This window comes from Streptomyces sp. NPDC004667 (assembly GCF_040609475.1).
GTDB lineage: Bacteria > Actinomycetota > Actinomycetes > Streptomycetales > Streptomycetaceae > Streptomyces.
This window is the reverse complement of sequence record NZ_JBEXKC010000076.1, coordinates 1-12,028: the sequence shown is the minus strand read 5'-3', so window position 1 is coordinate 12,028 and position 12,028 is coordinate 1. Positions and strand designations below refer to the sequence as shown.

11 protein-coding genes and 2 pseudogenes are annotated in these 12,028 nt (G+C 73.4%); 5 read left to right on the top strand and 8 right to left on the bottom strand.

Annotation, left to right across the window (positions count from 1 at the left end; genetic code table 11):
* Positions 1-6 precede the first annotated feature (6 nt).
* Positions 7-210 carry a cold-shock protein gene (locus ABZW32_RS31155; protein WP_030230186.1) on the bottom strand — a complete coding sequence of 68 codons (204 nt, stop codon included), beginning with the start codon at positions 208-210 and terminating at the stop codon, positions 7-9.
* Between the two features lie 312 nt (positions 211-522).
* Complete coding sequence (locus ABZW32_RS31150; protein ID WP_356222285.1) at positions 523-1,479, bottom strand: helix-turn-helix domain-containing protein; 957 nt, start codon at positions 1,477-1,479, stop codon at positions 523-525.
* A gap of 98 nt (positions 1,480-1,577) precedes the next feature.
* Between ABZW32_RS31150 and ABZW32_RS31145 the strand changes: the two genes are divergently transcribed.
* Positions 1,578-2,609, top strand: coding sequence for a saccharopine dehydrogenase NADP-binding domain-containing protein (locus tag ABZW32_RS31145; RefSeq protein ID WP_356222283.1), 1,032 nt, complete (start codon positions 1,578-1,580; stop codon positions 2,607-2,609).
* A 47-nt stretch (positions 2,610-2,656) separates the two neighbouring features.
* On the opposite strand, the pseudogene ABZW32_RS31140 reads toward ABZW32_RS31145, so the two are convergent.
* Positions 2,657-3,711 (bottom strand): annotated as a pseudogene (locus tag ABZW32_RS31140) (amidase family protein); the annotation flags it as partial.
* A 6-nt stretch (positions 3,712-3,717) separates the two neighbouring features.
* Between ABZW32_RS31140 and ABZW32_RS31135 the strand changes: the two are divergent.
* A pseudogene (locus tag ABZW32_RS31135) lies at positions 3,718-3,858 on the top strand (TetR family transcriptional regulator C-terminal domain-containing protein); the annotation flags it as partial.
* A gap of 24 nt (positions 3,859-3,882) precedes the next feature.
* Here ABZW32_RS31135 and ABZW32_RS31130 read toward each other — a convergent pair.
* Positions 3,883-4,563: an HAD-IA family hydrolase gene (locus ABZW32_RS31130; RefSeq protein ID WP_356222280.1), complete on the bottom strand. Its 681-nt coding sequence runs from the start codon at positions 4,561-4,563 to the stop codon at positions 3,883-3,885.
* A 66-nt stretch (positions 4,564-4,629) separates the two neighbouring features.
* Entirely contained in the window at positions 4,630-5,460 is an 831-nt protein-coding gene (locus ABZW32_RS31125) for a hypothetical protein (protein WP_356222277.1), read from the bottom strand.
* A 324-nt stretch (positions 5,461-5,784) separates the two neighbouring features.
* Between ABZW32_RS31125 and thpR the strand changes: the two genes are divergently transcribed.
* On the top strand, positions 5,785-6,405 hold the full coding sequence (thpR, locus tag ABZW32_RS31120; RefSeq protein WP_356222274.1) for an RNA 2',3'-cyclic phosphodiesterase: 621 nt from the start codon (positions 5,785-5,787) through the stop codon (positions 6,403-6,405).
* Positions 6,406-6,466: 61 nt separating this feature from the next.
* On the opposite strand, the gene ABZW32_RS31115 is transcribed toward thpR, so the two are convergent.
* Positions 6,467-7,432: a hypothetical protein gene (locus ABZW32_RS31115; protein ID WP_356222271.1), complete on the bottom strand. Its 966-nt coding sequence runs from the start codon at positions 7,430-7,432 to the stop codon at positions 6,467-6,469.
* Between the two features lie 262 nt (positions 7,433-7,694).
* Entirely contained in the window at positions 7,695-8,870 is a 1,176-nt protein-coding gene (locus tag ABZW32_RS31110; RefSeq protein ID WP_356222268.1) for a hypothetical protein, read from the bottom strand.
* Between the two features lie 289 nt (positions 8,871-9,159).
* Here ABZW32_RS31110 and ABZW32_RS31105 point away from each other — a divergent pair, with 289 nt between their 5' ends.
* Positions 9,160-10,098: a serine hydrolase gene (locus tag ABZW32_RS31105; protein WP_356222266.1), complete on the top strand. Its 939-nt coding sequence runs from the start codon at positions 9,160-9,162 to the stop codon at positions 10,096-10,098.
* 95 nt (positions 10,099-10,193) lie between these two features.
* On the opposite strand, the gene ABZW32_RS31100 is transcribed toward ABZW32_RS31105, so the two are convergent.
* Positions 10,194-10,562 carry a hypothetical protein gene (locus ABZW32_RS31100; protein WP_356222263.1) on the bottom strand — a complete coding sequence of 123 codons (369 nt, stop codon included), beginning with the start codon at positions 10,560-10,562 and terminating at the stop codon, positions 10,194-10,196.
* A 217-nt stretch (positions 10,563-10,779) separates the two neighbouring features.
* Here ABZW32_RS31100 and ABZW32_RS31095 point away from each other — a divergent pair, with 217 nt between their 5' ends.
* Entirely contained in the window at positions 10,780-11,958 is a 1,179-nt protein-coding gene (locus ABZW32_RS31095) for a CopD family protein (protein WP_356222260.1), read from the top strand.
* Positions 11,959-12,028 lie beyond the last annotated feature (70 nt).

Genomic DNA, 12,028 nt, shown 5'->3' with positions numbered 1-12,028 from the left:
ACGGGGTCAGGCGACGGTGATGTTCTCCGCCTGCGGGCCCTTCTGGCCCTGCGTGACGTCGAAGGTCACGGCCTGGCCTTCCTGGAGCTCGCGGTAGCCGGTGGAGTTGATGTTGGAGTAGTGCGCGAAGACGTCCGGACCGCCGCCGTCCTGCGCGATGAAACCGAAGCCCTTTTCGGAGTTGAACCACTTCACGATGCCGCTGGCCATGGCCGTGCCTCTCAGTCGATGTCGGATCCGCACCGCGCGGACCCGGAGGTGATCGCCCTGGTCCTGCACTGCACAGCAAAACGCCCACGCCAGGGCGCGGGCAGGTACTGCGAACCACGACAGCTGCCGCAGACGCTACACGTCGGAACCGGCGCCCACCAGAGAGCAACGATCACTGTCACGAAATCGGGGTGCCGGCCCGGGGCGAGGTACCCGGGATGGACCATCTCGACACGGGACGACCCCTGTTGGGCCGTTCTCATCACCTCATCACTTCTGCACTATTTCAGATGAAGCACGGTGTACGGGCGGCTATGGGATGCGCGAGGGGTCGGCGCTGCGGAACGAGCGGCGGTAGGTGTCCGGCGGGACCCCGACGGTGCGTTTGAACTGGCGGCGGAGCGTGGTCGCGGTGCCCATCCCGGTGGCGAGGGCGACCGACTCGACGCTCATGCCGGTGGCCTCCAGCAACTCCTGCGCACGTCGTACCCGTTGGGTCAGGAGCCACTGCAGGGGCGTCTGCCCCGTCACCGAGCGGAACTGCCGGCCGAGGTGGCGCGGGCTCGTGTTCGCCTCGCGGGCCATGTCGGCCACGGTCAGCGGCCGGTCCAGCCGCTCCAGGACCCAGGCGAGCAGCCCCGCCAGCACGTGGTCGCCCTTGGCCGGCACCGGCGAGGCCACGAACTGGGCCTGGCCGCCGGGCCGGTGGGGCGGCATGACGAGGCGCCGGGCGACGGAGTTGGCAACGAGCGCGCCGTGGTCGAGGTGGACCAGGTGCAGGCAGAGGTCGACGGCGGCGGCCTTCCCCGCCGCCGTGAGGACGCTGCCGTTGTCCGTGTACAGCACGTCCGGGTCGACCACGGCCCGGGGATGACGTGCGCTCAGCTCCTCGGCGTGTGCCCAGTGGGTCGTGGCCCGGCGGCCGTCCAGCAGGCCCGCGGCGCCGAGCAGGAACGCCCCCGTGCACAGGGAGGCCACCCGGGCCCCCGCCTGATGGGCCGCGCGTACGGCCTCGACCAGTTCCGGGGACGGCGGTACGTCGATGTCGGCGCACGCGGGCACGATCACGGTGTCGGCGGCGGCCAGGCGCTCCAGGCCGTGGTCCGGCTCGACCCGGAACGGCCCGACCCGTACCGGCCCCGGCCCGCAGAGCAGTACGTCGTACCAGCCGTCCGTGGCCTCGCGCGGGGGGTTGCCGAAGATCTCGTAGGCCACCCCCAGTTCGAAGTGGAGCAGGTCACCAGCGGCCAGCAGCGCGACAGTGGGCATGTCCGAAAGTGTACGGGTGGTGTCGTTCCGGACCCTCACACCCCGGCCTCCCCCGCGACGAGACTTTCCGCATCGGCACAGCGAGAGCAGGGGAAACGATGAACACAGCGGCGGCAGTGGTGGTGTACGGGGCGACCGGGCACACGGGACGTTTCGTCGTGGCCGAACTCCTCAGGCGCGGCGTGGCCACCGTGGTCTCGGGGCGCAACGCGGCGCACCTGGAGGAGCTGGCCGCCGGGTGGGGCGGGGTGGTGGTGCGGCAGGCCACCGTGGACGACCCGGACTCCCTGGACCGGGCCCTGGCGGGTGCGGCGGCGGTCATCAACTGCGCCGGGCCGTTCGCGGTGACGGCCGGCCCGGTGGTGGAGGCGGCGCTGCGCGCGGGGATCCCGTACGTGGACGTGGCGGCGGAGATCGAGGCGAACGCCGCCACGTTCGCCGACCACGCCGGGGCCGCCCTGAAGGCCGGGGTGGCCGTGGTGCCGGCGATGGCGTTCTACGGCGGCCTGGGCGACCTCCTGGTGACCGCGGCCCTGGGAGGGCGGACGGCGGCGGACGAGGTGCACGTGGCGTACGGGTTGAGCAGCTGGCATCCCACGGAGGGCACGCGGGCGGCGGGCGCGGTGTCGCACGAGCGTCGCGCGGGCCGTCGGGTGCGCTTCGCGGACGGCGCGCTGCGGTACCACGACGACGAGCCGCGGGTGGTGGACTGGGACTTCCCGGGGCAGCTCGGACGGCGGTCGGTGATCGCGGAGTTCACGATGGCCGATGTCGTCACCGTGCCGAGCCACCTGGAGGTGCCGGACGTGCGCACGTACATGAGCGTCGAGGCGGCCGGGGACCTGGCCGCACAGGACACGCCCGCTCCCGAGGCGGTGGACGCGCTGGGGCGCTCGGACCAGCTCTTCGCCGTCGACGTCCTGGTCCGTGCCGACGGCGTCGAGCGGCGGGCAACGGCCCGCGGGCAGGACATCTACGCGGTCACGGCCCCGTTGGCGGTGGAGGCCGTCCAGCGCCTCCTGAGCGGCCGGACGCGGACCACGGGCGTGGCCTCGGCGGGAGCCGTGTTCGACGCGGCGGACTTCCTGCGGGCGCTGGCGCCGCACGTGTCGGTCGACCTCCCGCACTGACCGGCCGGGGCCGGCACCCGTGGGAGCACGGCCCCCGCCGGTGCCCGTTACCGCGGATCGATCGGGGCCGGGCTCCCGAGCCGTTCCTCGACCGCCCGGGCCGCGGCCGGGCACAGGTCCTCGCGGAACGCGCGCCCCACGATCTGGACTCCGCACGGCAGCCCGTCCGTCACCCCGGTCGCGACGCCCACGGCCGGCACGCCGACGAAACTGGTCACCGTACACAGGCGCATGGCCGTGGCCACCCGGTCCCGGCCGGCCCGGTCACGGGATTCCAGGCCCGGTTCGACCGGCGGCTCGGTGAACACCGGACCGAGCAACAGGGGGTGTTCGTCGAGGAATTCGGCCCACGAGCGGCGGATGGCCGGCCAGGTGCCCATCAGCTTCACCAGCTCGTCCCCGCCCTCGCCGAGCAGCCCGCGCACCACCGGCCAGGCCGGGGCGAACTCGGTGACGGTGATCCGCCCGTACGCGTCGAGGGCCCCGTCCAGCCTGGGGACGTCCGGCACCTCCCGTACGTCGTACCCGGCGTCCCGCAGGGCGGCGGCCGCGGTCTCCACGGCGGCCAGGACCGTGGGGTGCACGCCGTGTCCACCGGGGTCCGCGACGGCGGCGACCTTCACGGGGCCGGGCAGCGGCTCCCCGTAGAGGGGCACGGGGACCGCCTGCGGGTCGCGCGGATCGGGGCCGGCCGGCACCTCGTAGGCCAGCCGCAGGTCGGCGACGCTGCGGGCCGGCGGGCCGTCGGTGACCAGGAACTGGGACGCGGGGCCGGGGTCGCGAGGGCCGCCATGCCGGTGGCTACGGCCATCCCGTCGCCCCCGCTGCTGCCGCCGGGAGTCCGGGCGGGGTCCCAGGGGTCGACCGTGTCCCCGAACAGTTCGCTGCGCGTGTGCATCCCGGCCAGGATCAGGGTCGGGATGTTGCTGTGCCCGGTGGGGACGGCGCCGGCCGCACGCAGCCGCGCCACGGGGATCGCGTCGGCCGGGGCGACGAGGTCGCGGGAGCGCTCGACCCCGAAGGTGGTCGGTACGCCTTCGACCGGCGTGCTCTCCTTCACGGTCAACGGCCCTCCCGCGAGCGGCCCGAGCACCTCGCCCGCGCCGTCCCCGTGGACCCGCGGCGGGAGGCCCGCACCCTCCTCGCGCTGGCGGACGGCCTCATCACCCACGTCCTGATCGGCCACCTCACCCCGCAGGCGGCCCAGGACGTCCTCGACGCCCATCTCACGGCCCTCTTCACGGGCTGAGCCGCCCCGCGGCGGGCCGGTGGGCTACGGGGCGGTGTGCGGCGCCTCCCCGCGCGCTCCGGAGGCGAACGCGAGGATGTCGGGGACGGCTTCGCGCAGGGTCGGGTAGTGGCGGTGCACGCCCTCCACCGCGGCCCGGGTGTTGACGCCCCACACCGTCATCCCCGCGCGCAGTCCCGACAGCACTCCCGACGGGGCGTCCTCGACGACCAGGCAGTCCCGCGGGTCTACGCCCAGCCGGGCGGCGGCACCGAGGTAGGGGGCCGGCGAGGGTTTGCCCTCCTCGACGGCGGCCGCGTCCACGATCAGGGCCGGGACGGGCAGGCCGGTCCGGGCGAAGCGGCCGCGCACCCGGTGCTCGTAGTTCGAGGTCACCAACGCCCAGGACCCGGACGGCAGACGGGACAGCAGCTCGGCCGCACCGTCGAACGCCGTGTAGGCGCCGGACCGGACGTCCTCGTCCTCCAGTTCGTGCAGGGCCGCCAGGCACTCCCGCGGATCGCGGTCCGGGGCGACCCGCGCGAAGGTCTCCACGGGCCGTGTCCGCAGGGCGACCCGGTGGACCTCGTCGGGATCCAGTCCGTGCCGCTCCGCCCACGTCCGCCAGACGCGGCGCTGGTTGTCCAGGGCGTCGATGAGCGTGCCGTCGACGTCGAACAGGACGCGGGTCCGGCGGCCGGCGGGCCGGTGGTGTTCGTTGATCACGGGCCGATCATGCCATCGTCCGTCCGGGGCGGCGGCGGGTCGGCGGCAGGCGGGCCCGGCGCCGGGTCAGACGTCGCGCAGGAAGGTGGAGAGCGGGGTCGCCGTGGTGTCCGGTGCGGGCCGCGAGAGGTGGAAGGCGGTGTGGAACCAGCCGGCGTCCTCCTTGCCGCGGGGGTCTTCGCCGAGGGCGGTCACCGCGTCGACGGCGTGCCGCTGCTCGGTGGCGCTGGTGAACCGGCGTTGCGGGTAGGTGGGTTCCGCCACCTTCTCGGTGATCAGCCCGAAGGGTGCCAGCCCGTCGGCGATGGTCCGGTACGAGCCGGTGCGCAGGACGAACGCGGCGACCCACACCTCCTCCCGCGCGGCGCCGAGGAGCGGCCGGAAGGTGCGGGGGGACAGGAAACTCGCACCGCCGGTGACGGTGATCAGCCCCACCGGGCGTACGGCGGCCAGGAGGCGGGCGCCGACGGGCTCCGTTTCCAGGTTCACGGCGAACCCCTCGTCGAGCAGGCCGACGGAGCACGCGTAGGCGATGGCGCCGGCGGCCGGGTCGAGCCCGATCACCGGCACGGCGTCGGGGCGCCGCCGGGCCGCGTAGAAGGCGCGGTCCCGTTCGATCAGCTCCGCGGTGGTGAGCGCGGCCGCCCGCGGCGAGGTGTAGTGGGCGTAGAGGTCGTCCAGGGTCAGGTCGTGGTTGAGGAGGGCCGCGTTGATCCCGTAGGAGCAGCAGAGGTCCAGGACGGCGGGGGACCCGGAGGCGGCGGCCCGTCGGCGTGCGGCGGTCAGGCGGCGGAAGACGTCCTGCGCGTGGTGCGGGGTCCGGTACTGCCAGCGGCCGAGGCCGCGGAAGAAGTCCCTCGGGTCCGGCCGGTCGTAGATCTCGTCGAACGACGTCATCGCGGGCCCGTCCGGCGTCGCCGCCCGGTCCGGCTCCCGGTCCGGCCCCGGGCCTGCCTCTCCGCCGTGCCGCGTGCCGTTCCCGCTGGTGTTCGCCGGCCGTGTCATCGCGCACCGTCCTCCCCCGCCGCCGTGTCGCGTCAAGCAATAGCCGTCGGCGTCCCGGGACGGAAGGGGCACCGGCGGGACCCGGCCACCGTCCCGCTCCCCCGGCGGGCGGCCCCGGCACGTGTGGGGTCCGGGGTCCCCGGTAGGCTCCCCGCGTGGGAACGCGGCGGCACCGCGCTGCCCAGCCCCGGCCGCACCGCACGTACGGAACAGAAGATGACCGAAACGCCCGAGCACGCGACGCAGTCCCCGGTGGACGGACGGGGGCCGGCCCCGACCGTCCGCGTGTTCATCGCCCTCGCCCCGCCCGACGACGCGAAGCAGGAGCTGGAGCGGGAACTGGGTCCGGCCTACCACGCCCACCCGCGCATGCGGTGGAACCGGATCGAGGACTGGCACATCACGCTGGCGTTCCTGGGAGAGCTCCCGGTGGCGGCCGTTGCGCCCCTGCGGCCCGCGCTCGCCGCACTGGCGGCCGCACGACGGCCGTTGCGGCTGGCCCTGCGCGGCAGCGGGCACTTCGACGAGCGGGTGCTGTGGACCGGGATCGACGGGGAGCTCGAAGGACTGCACCGGCTCGCCACCGACGTACGGACCCTGGTCCGGGAGTGCGGGATCGACTTCCCGGAACGGCCGCTGCGCCCCCACCTGACGCTCGCCCGGTCGCGGCGGGGCGCGCACTCCAGCGCCGTGGAAGCCGCCGCCGGGCTGACCGGTTTCACCGGCCGCCCGTGGCCTGCCGCGCGCCTGCACCTGGTCGGCAGCAACATCGGGCGCGGTCCGGGGCCGATCCACTACCGGGACATCGAGTCCTGGAGCTTCGACGGGGAGGACTGAACCGGCCCGCCCGCCACGGTGCTTCCGGACGGACGGACGGGCGGACGGACGGTGTCCGGTGTCAGCCCCGGCCGGGCTCCGCGCCGGCGTGGGCCGAGGCGATGAGCCCCTCGGCGAGGTTCTCCTTGCGCATCCGCTGATCCACGTAGAGCAGGGACAGCACCAACTGGGGATAGCCGAACTGGAACACCCCGCTGATCGCCACGCCGAGCATCACGAAGAGCGCGTACACGACGACGCCGATGATCAGGGTGGTGGCGTCCGAGCCCTCGTCGCCCGCCGCCAGCATGGCCGGGAACAGCGCGAACATGCCGATCAGGGTGAACGGCAACTGGATGATGTAGCCGACGACGGTCGCCATGAGGTACGCGAGCAGCGAGACGCCGAACACGCGCCACCAGCCGCCGCTGACGAGGCGGGTGGAGCGGCGCAGCGCGGCGACGGGGCCGAGCCCCTCGCACACGGCCACGGCGGGCGCGAGGCTGAACCGGATCGTCAGCCAGACCGACACGGGCGCCCAGAGCAGCGCGCCGAGGAACAGCAGGAACACGGCGGGCGGTGGGCCGGAGCCGTCCGCGCCCATGATGATCAGGGGGAAGCAGATCGCGTAGAGGACGATGATCGGCCCGCCCGCGATCAGCCCGATGAGCAGGACGACGCCCAGTACGGACGGCAGCCGGGACCAGGACCGCCGCCACATCGCGCGGAAGGGCGTGGGGCGGCCGAGGACCGCCTCCTGGATCAGCGCGGGGCACAGGGCGGCGATCAGCGCCATGCCCAGCGTCATGGTGACCAGCATGAGCACCACGGCCGGTACGAAGTACACCAGCAGGGCCATCACGTCGGCGCCGGCGGGCCGGTCGTCGGGTCCGATGTCGAAGACGGCGTCGAACCGGGTGCCCGCGCCGAGGACGGCGAACCCGATCGCGGCGGCCACCAGCAGGATCCCGATGCCCTGTACGCCGAGGATGACCCCGGTCAGGGGCTTCCAGCAGCGGCGGAAGGCGGCGAAGGCCCCGCCGAGCACATCGCCCGCCCCGAGCGGCCTCAGGGGTATGACGCCCGGTTGCGGCGGAGGCGGAGGCGGCATCCAGCCGCCTGGCCACTGCGGTGCGGGCTGTCCCGGGTGGTGGTGTTCCCACCCCGTGTTGTGCGACATCACTGTCCCCCTCGAATGAAGGGATACGTTAACCCGCCGTTCCGCGCCGGGGCGCGGCGGCCCCGGCACGGAACGACGGTCCGGCGGAACTGCGGCCCGGAGCACGCCGGTTGCCCCGGCCGGCGTGACGTCAGGAGCAGCCGGGTACCGTGCCGGAGCAGTTCGCCGGCGCGTTCCCGGTGATGTCGCTCTCCGTGAGGAGAACCTCGGCCCCGGCCGAGTTGTGCGTGCCGCCGCCGGTGCGGGCCGCGCGGTTCTCCGCGACGTTCGTGTGGTCGAGCGTCAGGCGGGTGGGCGCGGAGCCCTCTTCCCACGCGTTGTGGATGCCTCCGCCGTCCCGGCCGGCCTGGTTCCCCTCGACCACGCTCTCCTTCAGCATCGCGGCGCCTTCGTTGCCGATGGCGCCGCCGTCCCTGCCCGCCTTGTTGTCGACGAAGGCCGTCCCGCGGACTTCCAGCGTCGCGATCCCGCCGTTGTCCACGGCTCCGCCGTCGAGGCCCGCACGGTTCTCCGGGAACCTGCTGTCCTCGATCCGGGCGGAGCCCAGGTTGCCGAGGGCGCCGCCGGAGTCTCGGGCCTCGTTCTGCTTGACGTGGCTGGATTCGACGACCAGCGTGCCCCGGTTCCGGATGCCGCCGCCGTCCCCGTCCGCTGTGTTGCCCGCGACGATGCTCTTCCTGAGCGTGAGCAGGCCGGCCCCGTCGTTGTCGAGGCCGCCGCCGTTGCCGGATCCGGACGATGCGGAAGTGGCGTTGGAGCTGGCCACGTTGGTGAGCACCTCGCTGTGGACGAGCGTGACCTGGCCGCCCTCGTTCGAGATGCCGCCGCCGTCCCCGCCGGCCCGGTTGCCGACGACCTTGCTGTTCTCCACCCACAGCGTTCCCTCGTTGGCGATGCCGCCGCCGTCGCCGTCGGTGTGGCCGCCGGCCACGGTGACGCCCTTCAGGGTGAGCCGGCCGCGCTCGTTCACCGCGAGGATCCGGAAGCGGGGCACTCCCCCGCGTACGGAGCGGATCAGCGTCGTGTGCTCGCCGATGAGGGAGATCCTGCCCGTGAAGGCCGGCAGGGCGGTGCCCGAGTTCCCGTAGCCGTCCTCGAAGCGGTAGGCGCAGTTCTCCGCCAGGGTGATCGTGGCACCTTCGGGCCGGGCGTTCGCCCGGTTGACCGCGGTGACCAGTCCCGCAGTGTCACCGCACGCGACGCTGATGCCCAGCGGGGCCCGCGCCGCCGCGGCGGGGGCCGTCGCGGCGCACAGGCCGACGCCCGCCACCACGGCGGATCCGGCGAGCAGGAGTCGGTTCTTCATGTGCGGTTCCCTCATCCTCGGTTCCAGGACCGGCTGCCGGGCAGCCACCGGCACGACGCACCAGAGGTACCGGCCGCGCGCGGGGGCCCCCGGCACCCCGGTCCGGACATCCCGAAAATTCATGCGGACAGCGGTCGCCCTTTCGGCGAACGGACCTCCGCCGGGGCCCGATCCGGATCCGCGGGTGCAGCGGTATGCCCAAGGGCGCGTCCGACTGCGTACCCTCCCGGTGGGCGCGGGCGCAGCGGCGCTCCGTCCCTCCACCTCTTCTCCCACCACGGGGGCCGACTTGATCACACATCTGCTCCGCCGCGCACGCGGGGCACTCGCCGTCACCGTCGCCGCCGGAGCCCTGCTCACGGTGTCCGTGCCGGCCCACGCCGCCGCCGCGCCGCCCCTCACCGCCGCCGGCGCCTTCCTCCTCGACGCGTCCACCGGGGCCACGCTCACCTCCAAGGCCCCCGACACCAGGCGCCAGATGGCGAGCACCACGAAGATCATGACGGCGGCGGTGGTGACCACCCTGCCCGGCCTGAACCTCGACCGGAGGGTCACCGTCAAACAGGAGTACCTCGATTACGTCTACCGGGAGGGGGCGAGTTCGGCCCAGCTCAAGGCGGGCGCGACCCCGACGGTCCGTCAGCTGCTGTACGCGATGATGCTGCCCTCGGGCTGCGACGCGGCGTACGCGCTCGCGGACACCTTCGGCTCGGGATCCACCATCGCGGCCCGCAAGGCGGACTTCATCGCGAAGATGAACGCCAAGGCGAAGGCGCTGGGCATGACGAACACCCTCTACGACACCTTCGACGGCATCTCACCGACCGGGAACAACCGCACCACGCCGCGCGACCTCGCGAAGCTCGCCCGGTACGCGATGACCAACACCCTGTTCCAGACCCTGGTGAAGACCACGTCGTACAGCAGCGGTGGCACCTCCGCCCTCGCCACCTGGAGCAACACCAACCTCCTGGTGCAACCGCGCCCCACCGGGTACGGCTACCCGGGCGCGATCGGCGTCAAGACCGGCACCGGCACGGCGGCGGGCAAGTGCCTCGTCTTCTCGGTGAACCGCAACGGCAAGACGATCATCGGTGTCCTGCTGAACGACGAGGAACGCTACGCCGACTCCATGGCCCTCTCCGACTGGGCCCTCGGCCCGGCCGCCGGTTCCAAGGCCGCGCTCCAGCGCAGCAGCGCGGAGCCGGTCCCGGACGTCCGCGACTGACCGGGGCGGCGCGGAGCGGATGCCCTCCGTGCCGCCCCGCGCACCAGCGCCCGCCCCTTCCTTGACGGAGGGGGCGGGCGCCGGCGCGTCGGTGGTCAGGAGACGCGCTTCAGCGTCCACGCGTTGTTGTTGAAGCCGCCGTTCGCGGCGTAGACGCAGCTGCCGCTGTAGTACGAGGCGGTCTGGATCCAGCCGGCGGGCTGGTAGGTGGAGCCGCAGGCCTGGACCACCGTGCCGACGGGGAGGCCGGTGAGCTGCTTGATCTGCTTGATGTTCGGGTTGAAGCTCTGCGTGCCGCAGCTCGCGCTGTACCCCCAGCTCACGTCGACGTAGCCGGTGGGCGTGACCACGCTCGCGCAGGAGGTCGTGACGTCCCCGGGGGCCGCCTGGGCGGGGGCGGCGGTCAGGGCGAACATCGCTGCGGCGCCGGCCAGGGCCATGCCGGTGGTACGGAGACGGGTCATGGGTCGTGACTCCTTCGGGTGATGGACGGCCGGTCGGGCCAGGAGCAATTAGTACGGCCCGAACATCCGTTCCGAACAGGGGATTTCCGGCCCGAACCGGACACGCGGATCCGGCCGCGACTCGGCCCACCACCCCGAACAACTGGGTACGAACCCTCACATAACGGCTTGAATTCGCCTGCCGGAAGTCGCTCCAACTTAGGTTAGCCTGCCCTTTATGAATCTCATACATCTGGCCGCCTCGACCGGCTACACCACACCTCCCCTGTGGCGCGTCCTCACCAAGAGCGGCTACTTCGTCGGGCTCTGCGGCACCATCGGCGCGACGGTGACGTACACCGCGTCGGTGCGCCCCGCGCTCAGGGGGACCGACGCGCCGCCCGAGGACGCCGAGGCGACCAGACGCAGAACCGCCGGCTACCTGGCCTGGGCCGGAGTCGTCCTGCTCGTCGCGGGCTACTTCCAACTCGCCGCCCGGGTGGCCCGCGCGGGCAAGGGCATGCCGTTCGGTGACGCCCTCGCGCCGGGCGCGATCGCCGACTTCCTCACGGCGCCCGCCGGCAAGGGGGCGTGGATCGCCCAGGGCACGCTCTACCTCGTCCAGAACGTCGTGCTGCTCCTCGCCGCGGCCGTCCTGATGGCGCTGTTCGTCCCCAAGGCGCGTCGGCACACGGACGCCCTGGTCCTCACCGCGCTGCCCCTGGCTCTCGCGATCACCCTCGTCGCGGCGGTCCCGGCCACCAAGCCGAAGGACGCGGACAAGGTCCTGGACCTCGTCTTCGGTCAGGCACACATCATCAGCGGTGTGGTGTGGATCGGCGGCCTCGCGCTCCTCGCGGCGCTCTCCACCCCCCGCGGCCGGCCGGGCGAGAACGCGGGCGCACTGTGGGCCGACACCTGGCGGCGCTTCTCCCTCGTCGCCCTGATCTGCGTCGGCGCGGTGTTCACCTCCGGCCTGTGGATGAGCTGGAAGCACGTCGGGGCCGTCAGCCAGCTGTGGACGACCACCTACGGGCTCTTCCTCCTCGTCAAGATCTTCCTGGTCCTCGGCATGGTCACGGCCGGCGGCGTCAACCAGTTCTGGCTCATGCCCCGCATCGTCAGGGCCCGCCGCGAAGACGACCGGTCCTCGCTGACGCAGCTGACGCTGCGGCACTTCCCGAAGGTGGTCTGGGGCGAGGTCGCCCTGGGCATCGCCGTCCTCGGCGTCGTCCCCTTCCTCGGCGGCTCGGCCCGCACCGAGGCGGGCAGCGAGGCCGCCGTGTCGAGCGCCAGCGTCTTCGCCTTGGGCGCCGTCCTCGTACTCAGCCTCGTGGCCTCGCTCTACATGACGGTCCGGACCTCGGACGCCCTCGCCCGCCGGACGGCCGCGCCGGCGTCGACGCCCACGGGCTGACACCCAGGGGCCGACGCCCGCTGCGTGCGGGCGCGGACCTGCGTGGGCGCATCGAGGCCGTGCACCCCGA